This window comes from Streptomyces sp. MMS24-W38 (assembly GCF_059889265.1).
Genome location: NZ_JCBCPP010000001.1, coordinates 3,340,326 through 3,363,301, shown reverse-complemented (window position 1 = coordinate 3,363,301; position 22,976 = coordinate 3,340,326). Strand labels below are relative to the sequence as shown.

Here is a 22,976-nt window from a genome sequence, read left to right as displayed (position 1 = left end):
CGCCCCCGCGCGTGCGGGGCCGGAAACGCGAACGCCCCCCACGCACCCGCCAGAGCCGACCTACCCTTGCTGCCTTCCGGCCCTGGGGGAGTTCAGTCAGATAGCGCCGCGTGAGGGGCTGCGCAAAGGCTACCTCATGTCGCGGGGAGGGAACGAGTTCGCGAGCACTCCCCTCGGTCATGTAATGTTCCTGCCGGAGGATTCGCCTAGTGGCCTAGGGCGCACGCTTGGAAAGCGTGTTGGGGGCAACCCCTCACGAGTTCGAATCTCGTATCCTCCGCCAGTGCCTCACCGGGCACGATGCCGAAGGGCCCCACCGTTCGCGGTGGGGCCCTTCGACGTGTTCCAGCCCTCCCTGCGGGTACCTCGCCCGCGCCCGTGCCCGTCAGTCGCGAAGCCGTGCCCCCTCCCGCGCCGGCTGCGGCAGGAGACTCGCCGTGAGCGGCGCGACCGGGCGCGAGGTGGCCCGGGCCGTTCTTTCGAAGCGGCTCGGGAACGGGTACTTCCGCTCCAGGAAGGCGCGGATGGCGGTCCCGGCCGCCGCCCTGTCCGCCGGGGCGGTGTCCACGTCGTTGAGGCAGAAGAAGTCGATGTCCTCACCGGCCGCGAGGCGGGCCAGGTGCCGCCGCATGTCCGGTGCGCCCAGTTGCACGTAGCGGAAGCGGTAGTCGGCCGGGACGGCCCGGCCGGTCGCGATCGCCCAGTGGTGGTGGAGCGTGGACGCCGGTGCGACGTCGGAGGTGGAGCGGAAGCGCGAGCGGGAGGTCCGCTCGCGCTCCTCGATGCCGAGGCTCTCCATCTCCCGCAGGACCGACAGCAGCCGGGGATGCGGAGTGTGCAGCGACTTGTGGGTGATGTGTCTGCCGTGGAAGCGCCTGATCACCTCGCGGGTGTTCTTGCCCGCGGAGTTCGGGGCCGGCTCCAGTGGGTGCGGGGCACCGACGCCGAGCTTCAGCGGGGACAGCGGGATCCGGGCGATGCCGTTGCCGTGGAAGAAGTGCTCGGCCCGTACCGGGCGATTGATGAAGACGTCGTCGTTGAAGCAGAGGCAGTGCTCCGACAGACCCGGGATGTGATGCAGCCGACTCTCTGTCGCGTGCGAGTTGAAGACGGGAAGCGCGTCGGCCGGGAGGATGTCCCGGTGGTCGACCACGGTCAGACCCTCCGCGTCCGGGTCCAGCCAGGCGGGGATCTGGGAGTCGGTCACGAGGTAGACGTGCCGGACGAACCCGGCGTACATCCGCAGCGAGCGCAGCGAGTACTTCAGCTCGTCGTGGCTGGCGTAGCGGAAGGCGTTGGTCTCCTTGTCCAGGATCTCGACGATGCCGCGCTCCTGGTGCCGGGCCCGCTCGGCCCGCATCTTTGGCTCCTCGCCGTCCACCCAGGTGTAGACGACGTCGACGGGGAAGGTCACGTCGTTCACGGTCGGCAGGGTGAGCGGGACGAAGCTCGGCAGCTCCCGGTCGCCGACCCGCACCGTGACCGGCTTCTGCTCGGACGCCGGCAGTACGTCCGTGATGCCGTTGTTCCGCGGTGCGACGAGGGACTCGGCGAAGATGTCCTCGGACGCCTGCGGCTGCACCTTGGCCAGTCGGCGAGGCCCGTCGGCGGAGGCGAGGAGCTGTGCCCCGTCCTCCCAGAACTCGATGTCGCAGGCGAGTTCCGGCCCGGCGAGCAGTTGGCCCGAGGGCCCCAGGTGGTTCTCCCCGACCCGCAGTACGGGGGCCGTACGCAAGGCGGTCGGCAGTACGCCGTCCATGGACAGTGCGGGGTGCTTGAGCTTCGCGCCGGGCAGCGGTCTGCCGATGAACACCGCCTTCCCCGCGTTCTGCGCCTCGAGGGCGGTGAGGAAACGCTCCCGGTCGACGGCGTTCACGCCGACCGTGTGGCGCGTACGCGAGGCCGGCACCAGGAAGTAGGGGATGCCTTCCTGCTCCAGCGCGGCGACGACCAGGTCGAGGTTGGCGGCGGCCGCGGCGGCGGCGCTGAACCGCGTCACGACCCGTCCGTAGAGCTGCTGGCCGCGCACCGCCACCGGGCGGAGCACCGGGTCCGTGGTCGCTGCCAGGCGGCGCCGCCGCATGGTGCGCAGCTGTCACACCCTTTCGGCGGCTTTCCGCTCGACTCGCGGTCGCATCCGCCGGGCAAAGGAACGCGCGGTCACGTTCTGAGCTCCTCTACATGAAGCCTCATGAACCCTTGAACATCTCTGCGCTGACCAGGCAGATACATGCGACGAAAGGCTGCAGAAGAGTTCCCCGAGAGTTCATAAATGGCGGACTGCGTGCACAACTGACCCACAGTCGGGCATCGTGGGGAGCCGTTGCCCGATGGGGCGGTCGCAAGGCACCGGGCGCATACGGACACGTGCGACCGCCCGGCTCACCGGATGCGTGCGCGCCTTCGACGATCACGCCCTGGGCCCCCACGGGCACACAGGCCCATACTGGTGGCGATGACAAAGCCAGCTGCACCGAAGCGCACTCTGCCCACCAGCCCCTTCAAGGCCCCGGTCGCTCCGCCTCCCAAGCATTTCGCGGTGGGCGACCAGGTCACACACGACATGTACGGTCTCGGCCGCGTGATCGGCGTCGAGGACGGAATCGCGGCACTCGTGGATTTCGGTTCGGCGCGGGAGCGGATCCTCAGCCCGTACGCCAAGATGAGCAAGCTCTGACCGGCTCCCCGGGCCGAAGCCCGGGGACTCCCGGCCTCCTCGCCGGTGCCGTGCGGGTCCGTTCCCGCACCGGTGCGGTCCCGGTGAGGGCGCCTCAGGGGTCGATGCGAATGGGGTGGGATTCGGTCACCTGGTCCACGTCCGAGACCCTGATGGTCGCCTTCATCGTCCAGGTGCCGGGAAGGGGGAGGGTGAGATCGCTGGTGGCCCAGTAGCCGCCGCGGTCGGTCAGGCCCGCGTCGATGGGGCCGACGTCCTTCTCCTCGAGGGTGAAGGACAGGCGGAGCTCCGGGATCGAGTCCAGGGCGCCGTTGGGGGCGAACGCCACCGCCTGGATGCCGTTCTCCCCGACCCGGCCCGGGTCCAGGGTGATCTGCACGCTGCCCCTCCCGCCGGGGGTGCCGATGGCGTAGGGGATGGTGACCACCGTCGCCGCGGGCAGTCCGGCGATCGGGGCGCTCTCGGCCGCATCTGCCGCCTCGGCCTCGGCACGGGCCGGGAGGGTGCTGGTCAGCACCGACGTGATCAGCAGCACCACGGTCGCCACGACCGCTTCCGCCAGGACGGAGACACGCAGACCTCGCCGACAGCGGTCGGGAGCGGACGCCTCGGGGGCGGGGGCATCCGGTTCGGGTGACGTCCGGGCGTCGGGGGGCAGGTGTGCGGGAGGTACGGGGGGTGTCTTGCCCGGGGCGGAGGCGGTCACGAGTTCCGGGACCCGTTGCCGCGTCGCCGACGGTGCCTTCTCCGCAACCACAACCGCTGCCGGTGCTTCCGCCGTCTCCCCGTCCCCCGCGCCCGTCGCCGTCGCCGTCGCCGACGCCGCGGCCGTCGCCAGGCGGATGGTCCAGCGGCGGGACAGGGCCGCCGCCAGGAGCAGTACGGCCGTCATCACGAGCTTGGCGGTCAGGACCCTCCCGTACGCCGAGTCCCCGAGCGCCGTCCAGGAGCCGAGACCCCGCCAGGACTGGTAGACGCCGGTGACGACCAGCACCGTCACGGAGAGGAAGGCGAGGCGGGAGAAGCGGATGACCGTGGTGACGGGCAGCGGGGTCTCGGCACGGAACAGGGTGGTGAGCAGGGCCACGAGGCCGCCGAGCCAGCAGGCCATCGCCAGCAGGTGCAGCACGGACGACGTCATCGCCAGCGGGACCTGGATACCGGCCGAGGCGTGCTCGGCGGCCGCCCAGGTCAACGCCAGCGCGACGGCCAGGACGCCGCCCACGGCGAGCTGGGCGGGCGGTGTCCGGTCGCCGGCGTCCGGGTCACGGCGGCGGGTGAGGCGGGGCAGCCACAGGAGGACGGCCGCCGTCAGCACCAGCAGCGCCACCCGGGCCAGCATGGCGATGCCCGGCCGCCCGGTGAGGATGCCGGTGAAGGCCGAGAGGTCGAACGCCGTCGTGGGTGACGTGCCCTTCTCGTACGGGGCCCGCAGGACGAGGAGGACCGAAGTGGCCGTCAGCAGCGTCCACCAGCCCGTGACCAGCGGCATCCGCAGCGGGGCGGTGTCCGGCGGGCGGCACAGGGCCGCGAACGCCACCGTGCCGATGAGCAGGGCGGCGGCGACGTACGCGAGGTAGCGGCCGGTGTTGTAGAGGCTCGAGGTGACCGGGTGCTCCGTCGGGGCCTCGGGTGCGGCGGGCGCGGAGGGCGAGGGCTTGCCGATGGAGAACGTGAAGGCACCGGAGACGGGGTGGCTGTCCGCGGAGACCACTCGCCAGGCGACCGTGTAGGTGCCGTCGTCGAGCCCGTCGGGCAGTTCGACACGCGCGGTGTCGGACCTGCCGTCGGCGTGCCGCGGCTCGCCCAGCTTCACCCGGTGGTTGTCGGGGCTGTAGACGCGGAACGAGTCGTCGAGCAGGGCGACGGACTCCGTGAAGGTCAGGGTGACGTGCTGCGGGGCGGACTTGACGACGCTTCCGTCCTCGGGGACGGCCTCGCGGACGGCCGCGTGCGCGCTCGCCGGTCCGGCGCTGCCGAGGAGGAGCAGGACCAGCACGGTGCCCAGCAGCACCAGCCCTTGAAGCCGCCGGGTTCCGCGGCTCGTTCCTGCGTCGCGCCCGCCGTCGCCCACCGCCCGGCCGCCCCGTCGCTGCACCTTGTTCCCCGCCTTTCGGCAATCCGGCAATCCGACTTCAGGCTGAGTACGGACGGGAGGCGCAGAACACTCACCTGCCCCGGGAAACCACGGCTTCCCGACGGAAACCACGGCTCCCCGGGGAAACCACGGCGGCACGGGCAAAGCCGTCACCCGCCGAAGGCCGCCTCCCGGGTGAGGAAGGCGAGTCGGGCCCTCTTCTCCGGCAGGTACACGTCCGGCAGGTCGATCTCGGGCAGGACGACCGCGGGGCCGGCCGTGAAGCCCTGCCGCAGGAAGCGGGCGATCGCCTTCTCGTTGGCCACGTCCGGGTCGACCACCACGCGCTCGCGGTCCAGGCCCAGCAGCACGAACGTGACGACGGCGGCGATCAGCGCGGCCGTCCACCCGGGGCGCGCGCCGCCCGGTGCGGCGGGCGCGAGCAGCAGATGGAGGCCGATGTCGCCGGGTTCGACGGGGTAGCACTCACCGACCCGGTCGGCCTCCGGTTCGTAGGTCTGGAACAGGGCGGCCGGCTCACCGTCCTTGGCGAGGAGGTACGCGTGGTGGGTGTCGAGCGTGTCCATGTGGGCGTAGCTCTCGGCCACTTGCCGCTCGGTGAGGCCGTTCATGCCCCAGAAGACGGCGCGTTCCCCGCTCACCCAGCGGTGCAGCAGGGGCGCGTCGGCCGACGGGTCGAGCGGCAGGACGCGCAGGGAGCCGAAACCGTCGACCACCTGCTCGTGGACGGCCGCGCGGGAGTCGTACGGGTCAGACATCGGTCTCCTTCCGCAACCGCGCCCAGTCGGTGACGACCGGGACGAGATCTCCCTTGAGCCACAGGGCCAGTTGGTCTCGGTGATGGGGCGATCCGGGGACGCCCGAGGCGCCGAGCGGCACCACCCAGCGGCTGTCCTCACGGCGGGCCAGGTCCCAGACGTACCGGGCGGCCGGGCCGCGTGCCGCGAGGTCGGTGAGGCCGGGCACTGAGGAGGTGCACAGCACGCAGTCGTGGTCGCCCGACAGACCGGGTTCGTCGTACGGCGTCGTGGGCGGCAACGCCCGCCAGGGCGCCGACCGGTGGGTGTCGCCCCAGGTGCCGGCGGGCGGCCGGACGGCCACCTCCTCCAGTGCCGCGCGGACCGCGGCCGGGCGGTCGATTCCGTACGACTCCTCTGCGGTGAGGAGGTGTTCGAGCGCGAAGCCGATGCGCGGGAGCAGCGCCAGCCAGGGCAGGAAAACCTCCGGCCAGGCCGGGGACGTGGTCAGTGCGGCGAACGCGGGGTGCTCCGCGAGCCGCCGTACGACCGCGCCGCGCACCGCGGCGAAGACAGCCGCGTCGGCGCTGTCCGCGTCCATGCGCCGGTCCCAGCGCAGCAGCCGGTCGCGCAGACCGGCCGCCGGACCGGTCAGGCCGTCGAGGGCGGCGAGGTGGTCCAGCAGGGCGGTGGCGGAGGCGAGGTGGGTGTCCATGTGGAGGGCGGACATGTCGGCCGCGGACCAGTGCTCCTTCCGCGCGAGCAGGGCGGCGATGCGGTCGGCGCGGTGCGGCGGCGCGAACTCGACCCCGAGGGGGGAGGCCGGGCCGCGCTGGTTCGCCATCACGGCGACACCGTCGGTCAGCCCGGCGCGCGGTGGCTCGTGCCATCCCTGCCAGTCGTGGCCCGGCTCCCACGCGGGCACCGGACGGGTCCCGTTGGCCTCGGCCCGGACCGGCACCCGGCCGGCCACCCGGTGCAGCGTGCCGCCTTCGGTGTCGGCGGCCTGGAGCACGTTGACGGGCTCGGCCCACAGGTCGACGGCCCGGTCCACGTCGGCGACCCGACGGGCCCGCAGCAACGGCAGCAGGGCGCCGAAGCCGAGGTCCCCGGTGACGCGCGGCGGGTAGCGCAGGGCGAGAGCGACCGGGGGCACGCCGGGCTCGGGCACGCCGTCGTCGAGGCCCTCGGGGCCACCGATGACCACCGGCCCGCGGTCGGTCTCGATCACCTCGACCCCGACCGGTTCCTCGCCGGCGACCTCGATGGTCTCGGTGTGCCGGGCGGCCCGCCGCCAGACCCCGTCCGGACCGAGCGCCTCCACGCCTGCGCCTGTGCGCCGAAGTTGCTCTCGGTAGAGGTCCTGGTAGTCGGCCATGGCGTTGGTGATCGCCCAGGCGACCGTGCCGGTGTGACCGAAGTGGGCGATGCCGGGGACACCGGGCACGGCGAGGCCGACGACGTCGAACTCCGGGCAGGACAGGTGGATCTGCTGGTAGACGCCGGGGTCCTCGATGAAGCGGTGCGGGTCCCCCGCGATGACGGCCCGCCCGGTCACCGTCCGCTCCCCGGCGACCAGCCAGCCGTTGCTGCCGGAGGTGCCCGGGCCGTCGGCGGCGAACAGCCCGACGGCGTCCGCGCCGAGGTGCGCGGCGACCCGCTCGCGCCAGAGCTTCGCGGGGAAGCCGGCGAACAGGATGTGCGTGGCGATCCAGACCGCGAGCGGTGTCCAGGGCTCCCAGCGGCCGGGCTTGAGGGCGGTGCGGGCGAACTCGGGGGCGGTGGCGGAAGGCAGCCCCTCGTTGACGCCCGCCACGTACGCCCGTAGCCAGTGCGCCGTCTCCGCATCCCGTCGTCCCCGTTGCCCCCGTTGTCCCCGTTGCCCCCGTCGTTCCAGCTCGGCGAAGCAGCGGCGGGCCGTGTCGGCCAGGCGGGCGCGGCGGGCGAAGCGGTCCCAGGGGAGGGCCTCGGGGCCGAGGAAGGACGCCGAGGTGCCCTGCGCCCTGTGTCGCTCGACCTCCAGCTGCCAGGCCCGGTCGAGGGCGGTGACCCGGCCCTGGAGACGGGCGAGTTCGACCGCGTCGCCCGCGCGCAGATGCGGAATTCCCCAGTCGTCCCGAAAGATCTCACCGGCCACTGTGCCCCCATTCCTTTAGGTTAGGCTCTCCTAAGTAAACCGTGGGCGGAATCGTACGCGAAGGGTGAGTGCGCGACGGGGCGGAGCCGGCAGGGCCACGGAATCCGCGAAGGCGACCGCGAAGTGGTCACGGTGTCAGCCACGTGTCCTGCCCCAGGTGATGGGCCGCTCGGGAGATCGTCCACGGGAGGAATGCGTCGGCAACCCGGCCACACCCACCCCCTTTGACGGAAATCGGCCACGACTCTCCCGGACTTGCCCACGTGTCCGAGCCGTGAGGCTGCGCCCGGAACGTCTTGACCGGTAGGCTTTCCGTGTGATCTTCAAGCGCATCGGAAACGGCCGGCCGTACCCCGACCACGGCCGGGAAAGCACCCGGCAGTGGGCGGACGTCGCGCCGCGCCCGGTCCGCCTCGATCAGCTCGTCACGACGAAGCAGCAACTCGACCTCGAGACCCTCCTCGCCGAGGACTCGACCTTCTACGGCGACCTCTTCGCGCACGTCGTGAAGTGGCAGGGCGATCTCTATCTGGAGGACGGCCTGCACCGCGCGGTGCGGGCGGCGCTCCAGCAGCGCCAGGTGCTGCACGCCCGCGTCCTCGAGCTGAGCTGACCCTCCCCCGGAATCCGTCCGGGGGGACCCCCACCCGCCGGCACGTCCGCGCGGAACCGCCCCCGGCCGAGGAGCCCTCGGCGTGCCGCCGGGCACCTCCGGCTTCCCCCGGTCGACCCGCCCGCGGCCTCGGATGAAACCCGACCGAGCCCGCTTTGGCCCTTTCGGGTTGGACTGCGTGGAATCCGATGATCATCTAGTAGGCATTACCGTCGGAGCGCACTACGCTGCGCCCATGAGCATGCTGACTCCTCCCGGCATGGGCGGCCAGTACCGGATCCGGGGTGACAAGTACCCGCGGATGCGCCGACCCCGTCGCCGCGGCAGGCTCGTCGCCCTGGCCACCGCGTCCGTCGCGGCGCTCGGCGTGGCCGGCTGGGGCACGCTGCAGCTCTTCGACGTCTTCACCGGCGACAAGAACCCCGCATCCGCGGTCGGCGTCAAGGCTGGCTGTGCCCCCAAGGCGAGCCCCTCGCCGAGCCCCAGCCCCGCCCGCAGCACCGCGCTCCCTGAACCCGGCCGGATCACGGTCAACGTCCTCAACGCCACGACCCGCAGCGGCCTGGCCCAGAAGACCGCCGACGAGCTGGAGAAGCGCGGCTTCAAGATCGGCGACGTCGGCAACGCGACCGAGGAGTACGACAAGAAGGTCAAGGGCACCGGTGTGCTGCTCGGGCCCACGTCCGCGCTCAAGTCCTCGCTGCCGGTGCTCGGCGCTCAGCTCGCCGGCGCCGAACGTCGTACCGAGGTCTCCCGCAAGGGCGGCGAGCTCGACCTCATCATCGGCGACGGCTTCACCCGGCTGACGGCGAAAGCGGACGCCGACCGGGCCCTGACCGCACTGACCGCCCCCGAGCCGGCGCCCACCGCGAAGAAGAGCTGCTGAAGCCGCGGCGGCCGCACGGGAGCACCGGCACCCGGACGGCCGCGGGACAGGCACCCACGCGCGCACCGACGAGGGTCCACGCGCACTGCCGGGCTGCCGCTCGGCCCCTGTTCGGCTATTCGGCCGCCCCGTACATCCGGTCCCCCGCGTCGCCGAGGCCCGGCACGATGTAGCCGTGCTCGTTGAGGCGCTCGTCGACCGACGCGGTCACGACGGTCACCGGGGTGCCGGCCAGCTCGCGCTCCATGACCTCGACGCCCTCCGGCGCGGCCAGCAGCACCACGGCGGTCACGTCGTCCGCGCCCCGCTTGATCAGCTCCTGGATCGCGGCGACCAGCGTGCCGCCGGTGGCGAGCATCGGGTCCAGGACGTACACCTGGCGGCCGGACAGGTCCTCCGGCATCCGGCTGGCGTACGTCGCCGCCTGCAACGTCTCCTCGTCGCGGATCATGCCGAGGAAACCCACCTCGGCGGTCGGCAGCAGTCGGACCATGCCGTCCAGCATGCCGAGACCGGCCCGCAGGATCGGTACCACCAGCGGGCGCGGGTGGGACAGCTTGACACCCGTGGTCGGCTCCACCGGCGTCCGGATGTCGACCTGTTCGGTGCGCACGTCACGCGTGGCCTCGTAGGCGAGCAGGGTGACCAGCTCGTCGGCGAGGCGGCGGAAGGTCGCGGAGTCGGTGCGCCGGTCGCGCAGCGTGGTGAGCTTGTGTGCGACCAGGGGGTGGTCGACGACGTGGAGACGCATGTCCCCACATTAACCGGGCCGAGCCGGGCCCTGCTCCCCCGTGGGTGGCAAGCCCTTCGGCCCGCGACCACTCCTTCGCTGGCGTCAAACCGCCTGCCCGGGGGAAAGTGGGAGGGACGGACTGGGGTGATGAAGCAATGCCTGAACAGGATTCCCGAGACGAGCCGTCGACACGCGGGACATCCGGAGCACGCGCAATACGCGCAGTACGCGGAACAAACGGAATAAACGGAATACGCGGGATACGCGGGATACGCGGAATATCCGGAGCACCCGGAGCGCGCGGAAGACGCGAGGCACCCGGCGGCCCGCGCGGCACATCCGGCACGCCCGGCCCCTCCGACACATCGGAGGCGCCCGATGTGTCCGGCGTGTCCGGTGTACCCGGTATGACCGGGCCGCCCGGGGCGGACGAGACGGAGGCCGAGCGGCGGCAGCGCCGTGCCCTGTTCCTGCGCGAACTCGCCGAGGCCAGGGAACTGCGCAACCGGGTCCAGCCGCGCCGCGCCAAGGCGGCCCGGCTGCGGCACGCGATGCGCATGCGGACCTTCCGCTGGTAGGGCCCCGTGAGGGGATCCCCCGCCAGACCCCCCGGTGGGCGCGGCGCCGAAAGGGTGAGCCGGGCGCGGGAAGCTCACGGCGCATGCGGGTGTTTGCCGCAGTGGCCCTACGGGCTGGACGGGCAGAGCCGCGTACGATCCGCGTATGGCGAGGGCGAGCGCGCCGACGGGTCCCCTACGGGAACACCTGGCGGCGTGGGTGCAAAACTGCCGGACACAGGGGGCCGAAGACATCCCCTGACGGCCTTGTTTCTGCCACGATTCCGAGTGGGCGGGGGCGGGGCTCGAAGAGCACTCCCCGTCCGCTACCTCCGCCGGGGGGACCCCCGACCGGCACACCTAAGACCAGTGGGAGAGTCACGGTGTACTTCGCCGCACTGCTCGCGCGCACCGAAGACGGGTGGGAAGCGAGCGACACGGAACTCGACGATGTGGAGACCCTGTCGGATCTGGCCGACCTGGCCCGGGAGGCCGCACCCGACGAGGACACGGTGCTCGTACTGATCGAGCAGGAGGACGGCTGGTTCGGCGTCGTCCGCGTGGACGGCGAGGAGGACCCTCGTATCTACGTGTCCGACGCCGCGGCCGCCGCCCGCAGCAGTTACGGCGAGATCCTGCTCACCGACGAACTGCTCGGCCGGGAGCCCGGGGACGACGGCACCGACCTGGACGCCCTCGACCTCGACGGCACGGAGGACGGTGAACCGGACGACGAGAGCGCCGACGAGGTCGTCGCGGGCACCGGCTCCGGCGAGTCCGTGCCGCACGGGCCGGTCGGCGACGCCCGGGTCCTGGACGACCTGGGCGTGAGCGAGAAGGAACTGCGTTCGCTGTCCGGAGACGCGCTCGGTGAGATCGCCGAGGTCCTGGGCGCCTCGGAGGTCCTGGAGACCGTCCGCTGACCGGGAACACCCATCCGCCCGACCCCGTGCGCGACCCCTGGCGGGCCGCGATGCGGCTCGCCCTGGACGAGGCCGAACTGGCCGTCCGGGGCGGGGACGTGCCCGTCGGCGCGGTCGTGCTGGCACCGGACGGCAGCACCGTGCTGGCCTCCGGGCACAACGAACGCGAGGCTGGTCCCGACCCCACGGCCCACGCGGAACTGCTCGCCCTGAGGCGGGCCGCCGCGAAGCTGGGGGAGTGGCGGCTGGCCGGCTGCACCCTCGTGGTGACGCTGGAGCCGTGCACGATGTGCGCGGGCGCGATCCAGCAGTCGCGGGTGGACCGGGTCGTCTACGGCGCCCGGGACGAGAAGGCCGGCGCGGTCGGCTCCCTCTGGGACGTCGTCCGCGACCGGCGGCTCAACCACCGGCCGGAAGTCGTCGAGGGAGTGCTCGCCGAGGAGTGCGCCGACCTGCTCACGGCGTTCTTCCGGAGCCGCTGAATACCGATTTCGAACCATCGCGCCCGTGCTGTAAGGTCTCCCTCGGTAGCGTGTCCGAGCGGCCGAAGGAGCTCGCCTCGAAAGCGAGTGTGGCGCAAGTCACCGTGGGTTCAAATCCCACCGCTACCGCCTCTGAAGGGCCCCGTCGTCAGACGGGGCCCTTCGTGCGATCATGGGCCCGCTCGGCACGTACGGGTGACGCCGGTGCATCACAGTGACAGGGGGAGGGCCGCGATGGCGGTGAACGCGAAGAAGGTCGCCTTTTTTGTCCTCGCGGTCTTCGCGCTGTATGTGATCATCACGGATCCCACCAAGGCGACCGGCTACGTCGGGACAGTGTTCGAGGGCATCTCCGACGCCGCGAACGCCGTCGGTGACTTCATGACCTGGCTCGCGAACGGAGGAGGCTGATGATCCGCCACCTGGTCCTCTTCAGGCTGAACGAGGGCGTCGAGCGCGACGATCCGCGCGTCGTGCGGGGCGTGGAGGCGTTCCGTTCGCTCGACGGCGAGATCCCGGAGATCCGTTTCTGGGAGTGCGCCTGGAACATCAGCGACCGGCCCATCGCCTACGACTTCGTCATCAACTCGGCGTTCGAGGACGCCGACGCGCTGCGCCGGTACGTGGAACACCCCAGGCATCAGGCGGGTGTCGGGCTGTGGCGCGAGTTCGCCACGTGGGTGATCGCCGACTACGAGTTCTGAGCCTCCGCCCCGGAAGCCCTCCACCATGACGGTGGAGGGCTTTTGCGCATCCTTAGGAATGAACCGTCCCTCAACACGGAATATGCGGTGCTTGCGCACAGTGAGCATGTCTTGTGATGCTATGACCGCTTTTGACGGATGAGTCGACCGATGAAGAGGTGGCGTTGACCGTGTCGGCCAGTACTGCGCCGCCCCAGGACCAGGTGTCCGCCCTGACCCCGGCTCCGGCTCAGTTCCCGGACTCGACCACCCCGGACCCGACCCCAGCCCCGGCCTCGACCCCGGCTCACCCCTCGACGCAGCCCTCTGCACCCCCGCCCACACCTCCGCCGACGGCCGAACAGCCACCGGCCCCGAAGCCCGCCCCGTCACCGGCCAAGCGTCGCGGCGCCGACACCCGGGCCCTGACCCAGGTGCTGTTCACCCAGCTCAAGGATCTCGAGCCGGGCACGCCGGAGCACACCCGGGTGCGCACGGCGCTCATCGAGGCCAACCTGCCGCTCGTGCGCTACGCCGCCGCCCGCTTCCGCTCCCGCAACGAGCCGATGGAGGACGTGGTCCAGGTCGGCACCATCGGGCTCATCAACGCCATCGACCGCTTCGACCCGGAGCGGGGCGTGCAGTTCCCGACGTTCGCGATGCCCACGGTGATCGGCGAGATCAAGCGGTACTTCCGCGACAACGTCCGCACCGTCCACGTACCTCGCCGGCTGCACGAGTTGTGGGTGCAGGTCAACAGCGCCACCGAGGACCTCACGACCGCCTTCGGGCGCTCCCCGACGACCGCCGAGATCGCCGAACGGCTGCGCATCAGCGAGGAGGACGTGCTCTCCTGCATCGAGGCCGGGCGGTCGTACCACGCCGCCTCCCTCGAGGCCGCACAGGAGGGCGACGGGCTCCCCGGCCTGCTGGACCGGCTCGGCTACGAGGATCCGGCGCTGGACGGCGTCGAGCACCGCGACCTCGTCCGGCACCTGCTCGTCCAGCTGCCCGAGCGGGAGCAGCGGATCCTGCTGCTGCGGTACTACAGCAATCTCACCCAGTCGCAGATCAGCGTGGAACTCGGCGTCTCGCAGATGCACGTGTCCCGGTTGCTCGCGCGCAGCTTTCAGCGGCTGCGGTCCGCGAACAGGATCGACGCATAACCCGAAAGGGGCAATCGCTCACCAGTGCCCATCTCGGTGCTTCTGGGCTGAAACTCCGCCAGTTCCCTTGTTTCCAGGGCTGATTCGTCACTCGGATGTCGACATGTCACTACAGCGCGTTGCCGACATGTGACATTCTGCGGGAAGCGCGTTTGCCGAGGCTCCGGCTCCGGTATTCAGGTGAGGGCTGCGTTCCTCGGACGGGAACGTTCGCCCCGACCGTCCCGCGACCCAAAGGGGGTGGCATGTCCGCAGACCAGGGCAGCTCGAAGGTGCTCACGCTCGCGGAGAGCGAGACAGCTCCCAATGCTCTCGACGCACTCGGCCCCATCGATGACGTCCCGGCCCTCGCGGCCGCGCCCGCTCCAGAGCTTCCGGACACGGCGGCCATCGACACCCGCACCCTGTCCCGCTCCCTGTTCCTGCGGCTCGCCGCACTCGACGAGGACAGCCCGGAGCGCGGCTATGTCCGGGACACCCTGATCGAACTCAACCTCCCGCTGGTGCGGTACGCCGCGGCGCGCTTCCGCTCGCGCAACGAGCCGATGGAGGACATCGTCCAGGTCGGCACCATCGGGCTGATCAAGGCGATCGACCGCTTCGACTGCGAACGGGGCGTGGAGTTCCCGACGTTCGCGATGCCGACGGTGGTCGGCGAGATCAAGCGGTTCTTCCGCGACACGTCGTGGTCGGTGCGGGTGCCGCGCCGGCTGCAGGAGCTGCGCCTGGCGCTCACGAAGGCCGGCGACGAGCTCTCCCAGAAGCTCGACCGCTCCCCGACGGTTCCCGAACTCGCCGCGGTGCTGGGCGTGTCGGAGGAGGACGTCGTCGACGGACTCGCGGTCGGCAACGCGTACACGGCGTCCTCGCTGGACTCCCCGGCCCCCGAGGACGACGGCGGCGAGGGCTCCCTCGCGGACCGCCTCGGCTACGAGGACACGGCGCTGGAGGGCGTGGAGTACCGGGAGTCGCTCAAGCCGCTGCTCGCCAAGCTGCCGCCCCGCGAGCGGCGGATCATCATGCTGCGGTTCTTCGCCAACATGACCCAGTCACAGATCGGCGAGGAGGTCGGCATCTCCCAGATGCACGTCTCCCGGCTGCTCACCCGGACCCTGGCCCAGCTGCGTGAGGGCCTCATCTCGGACTGAGCACGGCTGAGCCACCGGTCGGCGGAGCGTCGGCGACTGCCGCCGCTCCGCCTCGGGAGCCCCGTCCCGGAACCATCAAGTCCCGGGACGCGGAACTCCGGCCGCCGGAACGCCCCTCGTGGGCGTGACGGCGGCCTTCGCGCGCCCGGTCGTCAGGTCAGCGCCAGCCAGGCCACCGCCGCGACGATCGCCACGGCGACGACGACACCGATGATCAGGCCGATACGCGGACCGCCACCGCTCGTCGCGGCGGCCTGCTGCCCCTGAGGGGCGTCGTCGACGAACGCGCGGAACATCTGAGTGCTGCCGGCGGGGTCGTGGTTGCCCTGGGGGGCCTGGGAGTTAGCCATGGCCCGAGACACTAGCGAATTGCCGACGCGGGCCCCAAGTGGGGGCGTGCGTAACGCGCCTGACCGCGTCCACCGTCGATCGGCCTGGTCGCGTGCTCAGGACATCCGGCCCTGAGCACGCGACGCCAGGGGACCCACCTGCGGGTTTACGATTCGCAATACTTGCCTTTGCCAAGTTTTAAGGCACCCGAACCCCATTTTGCTTGTCTGTGGCAACCATCGACTTCTATTGTTGCCCTAAGCAACAAATGGGAGGTGTGATGGCCGAGCAGGCTCAGTACGAGGAGCTCGTACGGCAGCTCAGCGCTTTCAGCGCGGTGAAGCGGGAGCTCCGCCGGAACATGCCGGCCGACTGTCACAGCGGCTCCGCCGCCGTACTGACGGCCCTCGGCCGCCACGGCGACATGCACATGAGCAGGCTCGCCGAGCTGCTCGTCCTCGACCTGTCGGTCACCAGCCGCCACGTCGCCCATCTGGCCGAGCGCGGGTGGATCGAGCGCTCCCCCGACCCGGCCGACAAGCGCTCCCGCATCCTGCGCGTCACCCCGGCGGGCCACGCCCGGCTCGACGAGTTGTTCCGGCGGACCACACACCTGCTCGCCGAGCGCCTGGACGACTGGTCCGACGAGGAGATCGGGCAGCTCACCCAGCTCATGGCCCGGCTCAGGGACAGCTTCGGCGACTGCCGTCCCGCGCCCCGCGCGACGCCGCCGCCCAGACCCGCGGAGACCGCGTACACGCCCGCACACACTTAAGAGAAGGAAGCCCATGGCAACGACCACACCGACCGGTGTGCGAGCTCATGCCAAGCACGGGGGAGGCTCCACGGACAGCACTGCCCCGATGACCCACCGGCAGATCCTGGAGGCACTGTCGGGCCTGCTGCTCGGCATGTTCGCCGCGATCCTGTCCTCCACCATCGTCTCCAACGCCCTGCCCGAGATCATCACCGACCTCGGCGGCGGTCAGAGCGCCTACACCTGGGTCGTGACGGCCGCGCTGCTGTCGATGACGGCGTCCACCCCCCTGTGGGGCAAGCTCGCCGACCTGGTCAGCAAGAAGGCGCTGGTTCAGCTGGCCCTGATCGTCTTCCTCCTGGGCTCCGTGTTCGCCGGCATGGCGCAGAACTCCGGCATGCTGATCGGGGCCCGGGTCGTCCAGGGGCTGGGCGCAGGCGGGCTGACCGCGCTGGCCCAGATCATCATGGCCGCGATGATCTCCCCCCGGGAACGCGGCCGTTACTCCGGCTACCTGGGCGCGACCTTCGCGGTCGCGACCGTGGGCGGCCCGCTGGTCGGCGGCGTGATCACCGACACCTCTTGGCTCGGCTGGCGCTGGTGCCTGTACGTCGGTGTGCCGTTCGCGCTGATCGCCCTGGTCGTCCTGCAGAAGACGCTGCATCTGCCGGAGACCAGGCGCAAGGTGAAGGTCGACTGGGCCGGCGCCTTCTTCATCACCGCGGCCGTCAGCCTGCTGCTGATCTGGGTCACCTTCGCGGACGACAGGTTCGCCTGGCTGTCCTGGCAGACGTACGTGATGCTCGGGGGCGCGCTCCTGCTCACCCTGGTCTTCCTCTTCACCGAGACGAAGGCCTCCGAGCCGATCATCCCGCTGCGGCTGTTCCGCAACAGCACCATCACGCTGGCCTCGGTCGCCTCGCTGTTCGTCGGTATCGGGATGTTCACCGGCACCATCTTCTTCAGTCAGTACTTCCAGCTGGCGCGGAACGAGTCCCCGACCATGTCGGGCGTCCTGACCATCCCGATGATCGCCGGCCTGTTCGTGTCGTCGACCGCCTCCGGTCTGATCATCACCCGGACCGGCAAGTGGAAGGCCTGGCTGGTCTCCGGCGGTGCGCTGCTGACCGCCGGCCTGGGGCTGCTGAGCACCATGCGCTACGACACCCCGTACTGGCACATCGGCGTCTTCATGGCGCTCATGGGCCTCGGCGTCGGCATGATGATGCAGAACCTGGTGCTGTGCACCCAGAACCAGGTCGCCCCGAGCGACCTCGGCGCCGCCAGTTCGGTCGTCACCTTCTTCCGGTCGCTCGGCGGCGCGGTGGGCGTCTCGGTGCTCGGCTCCGTGATGACGACCCGGATCAGCCACTACGCCGAGGACACCATCGGCACGCTGAGCCCGCAGGAGCAGGCCGGTGCCGCCAAGGCGCTCGGCTCCGGTGAACTGCCGGACATGGACCTGCTGCCCGCCGGCATCCGCACCTGGCTGGAGAGCGCCTACGGACACGGCATCGCCGACATCTTCCTGTACGTCGCCCCGGTCGCGTTCCTCGCCTTCCTGGTGACCCTGTTCATCAAGGAGGTCCCGCTGCGGACCACGGGCGCGCTGACCCAGGCCGCCGAGGCACGGGTCGACGCCCGGGTACCGGCGGCGGTCGCGGCGGCGGCGGTCGCGGCGGCGACGGGGACAGCCACGGTCGAGGCCTCCGGGCCGGAGTCGCGCCGTTCTCCGGACGCCGAGTCCACCTAGGCTGCCCCCATGGCACCGAACATCGCGACGAACACCCGTGTATCGCTCGACGAGCTGCTGGACTTCGTACGACCCCGGCACCGCGCGATCCTGCTGACCCGGCGGGCCGACGGCAGCCCCCAGGGCTCCCCGCTGACCTGCGGGGTCGACGACTCGGGCCGGATCGTGGTATCCACCTACCCGGAACGCGCCAAGACGCGCAACGCCAAGAGGGACAGCCGGGTGAGCCTGATCGTCCTCAGCGACGAGTGGAACGGGCCCTGGGTGCAGATCGACGGCACGGCCGAGGTCGTGGACCTGCCCGAGTCGGTGGAGCCGCTGGTGGAGTACTACCGGAACATCGCCGGGGAACACCCCGACTGGGACGAGTACCGGGCGGCCATGGTCAAGCAGGGCAAGTCGGTCATCCGGATCACCCCGGAGCGGTGGGGGCCGGTGGCGACGGGCGGGTTCCCGGCTCGGCTGGTCGAAGGGGCGTGAGCGAGGCGGAACCCGCCGGCCGCGCGCATCGCGACCTCACGCCCGTGGACGCGACCGCGGGTCCGGCGTCGTCACCTCTCACGAGACCGCCGGTTCTCACGAGACCGCGGGCCTGATCATGTATCCGGCGCCGCGCCGGGTGTGGATCATCGGCTCCCGGCCGGCGTCGATCTTCCGGCGCAGATACGAGATGTACAGCTCGACGACGTTGGCCTTTCCGCCGAAGTCGTAGGACCAGACCCGGTCGAGGATCTGCGCCTTGCTGAGCACGCGCCGCGGGTTGCGCATCAGGAAGCGCAGCAGTTCGAACTCGGTGGCGGTGAGGTGGATGTGCTCCCCGCCCCGGGTGACGTCGTGGCTGTCCTCGTCGAGGGTGAGGTCGCCGACGACCAGCACGGACTCCGGCCGGCGGTCGGCCGCGCCGGAGCGCCGGATCAGCCCGCGCAGCCGCGCGACGACCTCCTCCAGGCCGAACGGCTTGGTCACGCAGTCGTCGCCACCCGCGGTCAGACCCGCGACACGGTCCTCGACGGCGTCCTTGGCGGTGAGGAAGAGGACGGGGACGTCCGGCTGCTCGCGGCGCAGCCGCCCTAGAGTGGACAGCCCGCCCATGTCCGGAAGTGTCATGTCCAGGATGACGACGTCGGGCCGGAACTCGCGCGCGGCACGGACGGCGCCCTGGCCGTCCCCCGCGCTGCGGATCTGCCAGCCCTCGTAGCGCAGGGCCATGGACAGCAGTTCGGTGACCGACTGCTCGTCGTCCACCACAAGCACCCGGACGGGACTCCCGTCCGGCCTCAGCAGTTCGGCGCGCCCCTGGGGCGAGGTCGTGGTCATGCTCCACACCGTCGCGGGGACCTCTGAGAGGGCCCTTTCGGAAGTCTGTGATTTCCCTGAGAAACGCCCCGGCTCCCGTCCTGGGGGGCCGGATTCTCAGGAGGCCGACGGCCCCCCGCTCTCACCCAGGCCGAAGAGACGGGCACCGTTGTCGTGGCACACCGCCCGCAGCCAGGCCTGCCCGAGCCCGAGCCGCTCCAGGGCGTGGAGCTGGTGGACGTACGGATACGGGATGTTGGGGAAATCCGTGCCGAGCAGGATCCGGTCGCCGAGGTCGGCCAGCCGGGGCAGGGCCCGTCGGGGGAACGGCACCATGCGCTCGGTGAAGTCGGTGAACGCCATGGTGGTGTCCAGCCGCACCTCCTCATAGCGCGCGGCGAGGTCGAGGAAGTCCTCGTACTCGGGCATCCCGAGGTGCGCCACGATCAGCCGCAGCCGGGGATGCCGGGCCAGTACCCGCGCGATCGGCTCGGGTCCGGTGTACTTTCCGGGTGCCGGCCCGGAACCGCAGTGGATCACCACCGGGACGCCCGCCTCGGCGAGCACGCCCCAGGCCCTGTCCAGCAACGGGTCGGCCGGGTCGTACGCTCCCACCTGCACATGCGCCTTGAAGACCCGTGTCCCCGCTTCGACGGCCTCCAGGACCTGCGCCTCGGCCCCGGGCTCGGGGAAGAGCGTGGAGGTGTGCAGGCAGTCGGGCGTACGGCGGGCGAAGTCGACCGCCCAGCCGTTCAGCCACCGCGCCATGCCGGGCTTGTGCGGATACAGCATGGCCGTGAAGGCGCGGACCCCGAACTCCCGCAGCAGCCCGGCCCGTTCGCTCTCCTCCTGCCGGTAGGTGATCGGCCACTCGACCCCGCCGGTCAGCGGCCCGAGCGCGTCGAAGTAGGCCCACACCTTGCGCAGCACCCGCTCCGGCATGAAGTGCGTGTGCACGTCGACGAGTCCGGGAAGCCCGAGCCCCTCCCAGAACCGCCGCACCTCGGCGGATTCCGCTACGGATTCCGGTGCCGGTGCCCGTTCCGGCGCTGCTGCCGCTGCCGTGAGGTGATCACTCATGCTGCCACGATCACCCCTGACCGCGCCCCGGGTCCACTCCCGTGCAAGGAGAACGAACCGGAGAACCAACCGGAGACCGAACAGCAACGAACGGTCCGGCCGAGCCCGCAGGCCCGGTACGAAGCCGGGCCGGGATCAGAACAGCCCGTCCTGCACCCCCGCCCCCTCACCGGCCCCCTTCAGCGCCTTCACCGGCAGGTCGAACCCCCGCCCCGCGCCCGGCACCAGCCCCCACCCGGCCAGCAACCGCGTATCCAGCACCACGACCCCGCTCCCGCCGAGGCTCTGGTCCCCGCCCCCCGTCGCCAGATGCAGATCCGGCCCGGCGGCGGCCACCAGCTCCCCGCTCGCCGCACCCCCGGCGACCAGCTCGCCCACCTCCCCCGCGGCGGACGGCACCCCAGCCAGCCCGAACACCCGCACATGATCGACGGGCCAAAAGGGCGCACGGTCGAGCGACTCGGGCCACCCGGTCAGGGCGAGGGCCCGCGCATGCAGCTCCGCGAGCTCCGCCGACCGCTCCACCTCCGTGTCCGGAAGCACCGCCCGCACCGCCCGCTTGTCGGCGTACGGAATCCGGTCGGGCACGCGGAGCGCGGCACGCAGCAGCTCCTCGGTGCGCCGAGCCGCCATCAGCGGCCCGCTCCCCAGCCAGCTGAAGCAGACAGCCCCCTGCTCCAGCAGCCGCGCCGGCCCCCGCTCCACCGCGGTGATCCCGACCTTGACCATCCCCGGCCCGAACCACGCCAGGTATACGCGGTACGGCCGCGGATCGTCCGCGACGGTGTCGGCGGCCACGGAATGCGCCCGGTCCAGCCGCGCACACTCCTCGCAGCGCGCCCCCGTGCTCCGCCCCGGCACCACCGCGCCGAGCGGGCACGCATGTCCCCGCGCCCCCACGCATGTCCGCACACCCCCTTCCTCGACCCCGAAGGCCACCCGTTTCCCCCAGGTCAGCGCGGTGCGCCGACCGCCCTCCCACTCCAGCACGGGACCGTCCGCCGACCAGCGCAGTCCCGAGCACTTCCATGTCCGTGCCATCTCTCACGAGAGTAGGGCCGACCTCTGACATCGACGGTGGCAGGCGCCTCACCGCCCACCGAGGTGCCGCCCGCCCTGCCCGGTGCAAACCTGGAGGAGGGGCCGTACCGCTCGGGGACGACCGAAAGGGCGAACACATGGCCAGTAACGTCGGCGGAACGCAACACCGGACCGAATGGGCACCCCGGAGCACCTGGGCGACGGGCTGGACCGCGGCCGCGGCAGTGCTGATGACCTTCGGCGGGATCATGGCGATCTTCGAGGGGATCTCCGCCATCGCCAAGGACGACATCTTCGTCACCACCCCCAACTTCACCTACGCGTTCAGCCTGACCGGCTGGGGCTGGATCCATCTGATCCTCGGCGCCCTCGCACTGGCCGCAGGGCTCGCCCTGTTCAGCGGGGCGACCTGGGCCCGCGTCACGGGTGTGGTGCTGGCCGGACTGGGCATGATCTCCAACTTCGTGTGGCTGCCCTACGCGCCGGTCTGGTCGATCACCCTCATGATCGTCTACGGATTCGTCATCTGGGCCCTGTGCGCACCACGCGGCGAGCCGAGCCGCACCTAGAACACCGGAACCCTTCACCCCTGCCGACCCCCGGCACCCCATGGACAGCGGCCGCAAGCCCTTCACACCCCGGGCCCCCCTGTGGCGATGGCTCGTCCAGATGGCCGGCGCGACCCTCATGGTCACCGCCTACTTCCTGCTCCCCCTCGACGGCCTGGGCCCCCAGCGCCCCGCCCTGAGCTGGACCTTCTTCGTCCTGGCCCTGGCGCTCATAGCCGCCCTGCTGCTCCAGCAGATCGTCCATGTCCTCCTCAACCATCCGCACGCCCGGCCCGGACTGGTCATCCCCCTGCTGATGTGCCTGGCCATCCTGGTCTTCGCGACGGCCTACCAGGCCCTGGCCCGACACCCCGGCGAAATGATCGGCCTCAGCACCCGCCTGGACGCCCTCTACTTCACGCTGGTCACCCTCGCCACCATCGGCTACGGCGACATCACCCCGCACGGCCAGGCGGCTCGCCTGGTCGCCATCCTCCAGATCCTCTACACCTTCATCTTCCTCACCGCGGCGGCCACAGCCCTGAGCCGCCAGCTCCGCACGGTGTTCCTCCACCGCGGAACCGAACACCAGCACCGCAAACCCGGAACCTGAATCGGCGGTGCACGGACAACGCAAAAACCCCGCTGGACATCCAGCGGGGCTCTCACTCTGTGCACTCGGCAGGATTCGAACCTGCAACCTTCTGGTCCGTAGGATCGGGCAGCACGCCTTGAGGACGGCTCACGGCCTTGGGTTTCGATCGCGGACATCCGTGATCATGCGCGTCTGTGTGCTGCGGTTGCCGTCAGAGCCGCCGTCAGATTGGAACTACGGCGCCACCGTCAAGTGTCGGCGCCCGTCGCCGCCTCAGCGAACCCGCTGCCGGCGCATCAACCGCACCGGTCTCAGACACCGAGCTGAACAGAGCTCTCCTGTGAGTTGCAACTTCTCCCACCAGTTCAAGGCGACTCCACCGCCCTCTGGAGATGAGCCGCACGCAAGCGATGCGGCTGCACGTGCGGCTGCGGTGCTGTGCTTTGCGGGACGTGCACTGGGGTGGGGCCAGTCCGCCGGGGGAGGCGTACCGCCGCGGCGAGGCCGTCGAGTCCTATGACGGCCAGGGCGATCACCGCTGCGGTCTGGGTCCCCGTGGTCAGTCCGGAGACCAGAATGGTGCCGGCCATGGCTGTCCCGAAGGAGGAGCCGAGGTTCGACACGCTGCGGGACAGCCCCGAGACCTCCCCTTGCTGCTCTTCTGGGAAGCTCGACTGCACGACGTTGACCGAGGGGGTCAGCATGACGCCCGGTCCGGGTCCGAGTCGAAGGCCTG

General features: G+C 71.1%; 24 protein-coding genes, 2 tRNA genes, 1 other RNA gene and 1 pseudogene. 17 read left to right on the top strand and 11 right to left on the bottom strand.

The features are described from left to right. Nucleotides 1-24: 24 nt before the first annotated feature. Nucleotides 25-123: signal recognition particle sRNA small type (gene ffs, locus AC6F7H_RS14135), an RNA gene on the bottom strand. Nucleotides 124-195: 72 nt separating this feature from the next. On the opposite strand from ffs, the gene AC6F7H_RS14130 reads away from it, so the two are divergent. Further along, nucleotides 196-283, top strand: a tRNA-Ser gene (locus tag AC6F7H_RS14130). 102 nt (nucleotides 284-385) lie between these two features. Here the strand turns inward: AC6F7H_RS14130 and AC6F7H_RS14125 are convergent. Beyond that, the gene (locus AC6F7H_RS14125; RefSeq protein WP_500757351.1) at nucleotides 386-2,083 is read right to left on the bottom strand and encodes a stealth family protein; all 1,698 of its coding nucleotides are present in this window, start codon (nucleotides 2,081-2,083) and stop codon (nucleotides 386-388) included. A 372-nt stretch (nucleotides 2,084-2,455) separates the two neighbouring features. On the opposite strand from AC6F7H_RS14125, the gene AC6F7H_RS14120 reads away from it, so the two are divergent. Continuing rightward, entirely contained in the window at nucleotides 2,456-2,677 is a 222-nt protein-coding gene (locus AC6F7H_RS14120; RefSeq protein ID WP_500757350.1) for a hypothetical protein, read from the top strand. Between the two features lie 94 nt (nucleotides 2,678-2,771). Here AC6F7H_RS14120 and AC6F7H_RS14115 read toward each other — a convergent pair whose 3' ends face one another. The 3 genes from AC6F7H_RS14115 to AC6F7H_RS14105 all read right to left on the bottom strand — a co-directional run bounded on the left by AC6F7H_RS14115 (nucleotide 2,772) and on the right by AC6F7H_RS14105 (nucleotide 7,649). Beyond that, entirely contained in the window at nucleotides 2,772-4,691 is a 1,920-nt protein-coding gene (locus AC6F7H_RS14115) for a copper resistance CopC/CopD family protein (RefSeq protein ID WP_500761807.1), read from the bottom strand. A gap of 233 nt (nucleotides 4,692-4,924) precedes the next feature. Next, complete coding sequence (locus AC6F7H_RS14110) at nucleotides 4,925-5,533, bottom strand: GNAT family N-acetyltransferase (RefSeq protein WP_500757349.1); 609 nt, start codon at nucleotides 5,531-5,533, stop codon at nucleotides 4,925-4,927. Further along, nucleotides 5,526-7,649, bottom strand: coding sequence for a penicillin acylase family protein (locus AC6F7H_RS14105; RefSeq protein ID WP_500757348.1), 2,124 nt, complete (start codon nucleotides 7,647-7,649; stop codon nucleotides 5,526-5,528). Before AC6F7H_RS14105 ends, AC6F7H_RS14110 begins: the two co-directional genes overlap by 8 nt. A 316-nt stretch (nucleotides 7,650-7,965) precedes the next feature. Between AC6F7H_RS14105 and AC6F7H_RS14100 the strand changes: the two genes are divergently transcribed. Together AC6F7H_RS14100 and AC6F7H_RS14095 are read left to right on the top strand one after the other, a co-directional pair. After that, a complete protein-coding gene (locus AC6F7H_RS14100; RefSeq protein ID WP_202275276.1) occupies nucleotides 7,966-8,262 on the top strand; it encodes a type II toxin-antitoxin system VapB family antitoxin in 297 nt (98 codons plus the stop codon). Nucleotides 8,263-8,521: 259 nt separating this feature from the next. Further along, nucleotides 8,522-9,148, top strand: coding sequence for a LytR C-terminal domain-containing protein (locus AC6F7H_RS14095; RefSeq protein WP_500761805.1), 627 nt, complete (start codon nucleotides 8,522-8,524; stop codon nucleotides 9,146-9,148). Nucleotides 9,149-9,263: 115 nt separating this feature from the next. On the opposite strand, the gene upp is transcribed toward AC6F7H_RS14095, so the two are convergent. After that, on the bottom strand, nucleotides 9,264-9,899 hold the full coding sequence (gene upp, locus AC6F7H_RS14090; RefSeq protein ID WP_500757347.1) for a uracil phosphoribosyltransferase: 636 nt from the start codon (nucleotides 9,897-9,899) through the stop codon (nucleotides 9,264-9,266). Nucleotides 9,900-10,270: 371 nt separating this feature from the next. Between upp and AC6F7H_RS14085 the strand changes: the two genes are divergently transcribed. From AC6F7H_RS14085 to AC6F7H_RS14050, 8 genes are all read left to right on the top strand, one after another. Further along, a complete protein-coding gene (locus AC6F7H_RS14085) occupies nucleotides 10,271-10,459 on the top strand; it encodes a hypothetical protein (RefSeq protein WP_500762198.1) in 189 nt (62 codons plus the stop codon). A gap of 362 nt (nucleotides 10,460-10,821) precedes the next feature. Then, a complete protein-coding gene (locus tag AC6F7H_RS14080; RefSeq protein ID WP_500757346.1) occupies nucleotides 10,822-11,361 on the top strand; it encodes a tRNA adenosine deaminase-associated protein in 540 nt (179 codons plus the stop codon). 50 nt (nucleotides 11,362-11,411) lie between these two features. Continuing rightward, nucleotides 11,412-11,843: a tRNA adenosine(34) deaminase TadA gene (tadA, locus tag AC6F7H_RS14075; RefSeq protein ID WP_500761803.1), complete on the top strand. Its 432-nt coding sequence runs from the start codon at nucleotides 11,412-11,414 to the stop codon at nucleotides 11,841-11,843. A gap of 44 nt (nucleotides 11,844-11,887) precedes the next feature. Further along, nucleotides 11,888-11,972 (top strand) — tRNA-Ser (locus tag AC6F7H_RS14070). Between the two features lie 105 nt (nucleotides 11,973-12,077). Then, nucleotides 12,078-12,254 carry a hypothetical protein gene (locus AC6F7H_RS14065; protein WP_500757345.1) on the top strand — a complete coding sequence of 59 codons (177 nt, stop codon included), beginning with the start codon at nucleotides 12,078-12,080 and terminating at the stop codon, nucleotides 12,252-12,254. Next, nucleotides 12,254-12,547 (top strand): Dabb family protein, encoded by a 294-nt coding sequence (locus AC6F7H_RS14060; RefSeq protein ID WP_500757344.1) that lies wholly within the window; start codon nucleotides 12,254-12,256, stop codon nucleotides 12,545-12,547. The genes AC6F7H_RS14065 and AC6F7H_RS14060 overlap by 1 nt, the downstream gene beginning before the upstream one ends. A gap of 170 nt (nucleotides 12,548-12,717) precedes the next feature. Beyond that, nucleotides 12,718-13,692: an RNA polymerase sigma factor SigF gene (locus tag AC6F7H_RS14055; RefSeq protein ID WP_500757343.1), complete on the top strand. Its 975-nt coding sequence runs from the start codon at nucleotides 12,718-12,720 to the stop codon at nucleotides 13,690-13,692. Nucleotides 13,693-13,937: 245 nt separating this feature from the next. Continuing rightward, nucleotides 13,938-14,840, top strand: a complete 903-nt coding sequence (locus tag AC6F7H_RS14050; protein ID WP_109376473.1) for an RNA polymerase sigma factor SigF — start codon at nucleotides 13,938-13,940, stop codon at nucleotides 14,838-14,840. Nucleotides 14,841-14,992: 152 nt separating this feature from the next. Here the strand turns inward: AC6F7H_RS14050 and AC6F7H_RS14045 are convergent, their stop codons facing one another. Beyond that, nucleotides 14,993-15,190 (bottom strand): hypothetical protein, encoded by a 198-nt coding sequence (locus AC6F7H_RS14045; protein ID WP_500757342.1) that lies wholly within the window; start codon nucleotides 15,188-15,190, stop codon nucleotides 14,993-14,995. A gap of 260 nt (nucleotides 15,191-15,450) precedes the next feature. On the opposite strand from AC6F7H_RS14045, the gene AC6F7H_RS14040 reads away from it, so the two are divergent. The 3 genes and pseudogenes from AC6F7H_RS14040 (at nucleotide 15,451) to AC6F7H_RS14030 (ending at nucleotide 18,160) form a co-directional block, all read left to right on the top strand. After that, nucleotides 15,451-15,945 carry a MarR family winged helix-turn-helix transcriptional regulator gene (locus AC6F7H_RS14040; protein ID WP_500757341.1) on the top strand — a complete coding sequence of 165 codons (495 nt, stop codon included), beginning with the start codon at nucleotides 15,451-15,453 and terminating at the stop codon, nucleotides 15,943-15,945. Between the two features lie 88 nt (nucleotides 15,946-16,033). Then, a pseudogene (locus AC6F7H_RS14035) lies at nucleotides 16,034-17,623 on the top strand (MDR family MFS transporter); the annotation flags it as partial. Between the two features lie 66 nt (nucleotides 17,624-17,689). Continuing rightward, on the top strand, nucleotides 17,690-18,160 hold the full coding sequence (locus AC6F7H_RS14030; protein WP_500757340.1) for a PPOX class F420-dependent oxidoreductase: 471 nt from the start codon (nucleotides 17,690-17,692) through the stop codon (nucleotides 18,158-18,160). Nucleotides 18,161-18,256: 96 nt separating this feature from the next. On the opposite strand, the gene AC6F7H_RS14025 is transcribed toward AC6F7H_RS14030, so the two are convergent. The 3 genes from AC6F7H_RS14025 to AC6F7H_RS14015 all read right to left on the bottom strand — a co-directional run bounded on the left by AC6F7H_RS14025 (nucleotide 18,257) and on the right by AC6F7H_RS14015 (nucleotide 21,097). Next, on the bottom strand, nucleotides 18,257-18,997 hold the full coding sequence (locus tag AC6F7H_RS14025) for a response regulator transcription factor (RefSeq protein WP_500757339.1): 741 nt from the start codon (nucleotides 18,995-18,997) through the stop codon (nucleotides 18,257-18,259). Between the two features lie 96 nt (nucleotides 18,998-19,093). Continuing rightward, nucleotides 19,094-20,056, bottom strand: coding sequence for an amidohydrolase family protein (locus tag AC6F7H_RS14020; RefSeq protein WP_500757338.1), 963 nt, complete (start codon nucleotides 20,054-20,056; stop codon nucleotides 19,094-19,096). Nucleotides 20,057-20,191: 135 nt separating this feature from the next. After that, on the bottom strand, nucleotides 20,192-21,097 hold the full coding sequence (locus tag AC6F7H_RS14015; protein ID WP_500757337.1) for a DUF2797 domain-containing protein: 906 nt from the start codon (nucleotides 21,095-21,097) through the stop codon (nucleotides 20,192-20,194). Between the two features lie 137 nt (nucleotides 21,098-21,234). On the opposite strand from AC6F7H_RS14015, the gene AC6F7H_RS14010 reads away from it, so the two are divergent. Together AC6F7H_RS14010 and AC6F7H_RS14005 are read left to right on the top strand one after the other, a co-directional pair. Then, the gene (locus AC6F7H_RS14010; protein ID WP_500757336.1) at nucleotides 21,235-21,666 is read left to right on the top strand and encodes a DUF7144 family membrane protein; all 432 of its coding nucleotides are present in this window, start codon (nucleotides 21,235-21,237) and stop codon (nucleotides 21,664-21,666) included. Between the two features lie 40 nt (nucleotides 21,667-21,706). Further along, a complete protein-coding gene (locus AC6F7H_RS14005; protein WP_500757335.1) occupies nucleotides 21,707-22,258 on the top strand; it encodes a potassium channel family protein in 552 nt (183 codons plus the stop codon). Between the two features lie 347 nt (nucleotides 22,259-22,605). On the opposite strand, the gene AC6F7H_RS14000 is transcribed toward AC6F7H_RS14005, so the two are convergent. Continuing rightward, nucleotides 22,606-22,944: a hypothetical protein gene (locus tag AC6F7H_RS14000; RefSeq protein ID WP_500757334.1), complete on the bottom strand. Its 339-nt coding sequence runs from the start codon at nucleotides 22,942-22,944 to the stop codon at nucleotides 22,606-22,608. Nucleotides 22,945-22,976: the final 32 nt, after the last annotated feature.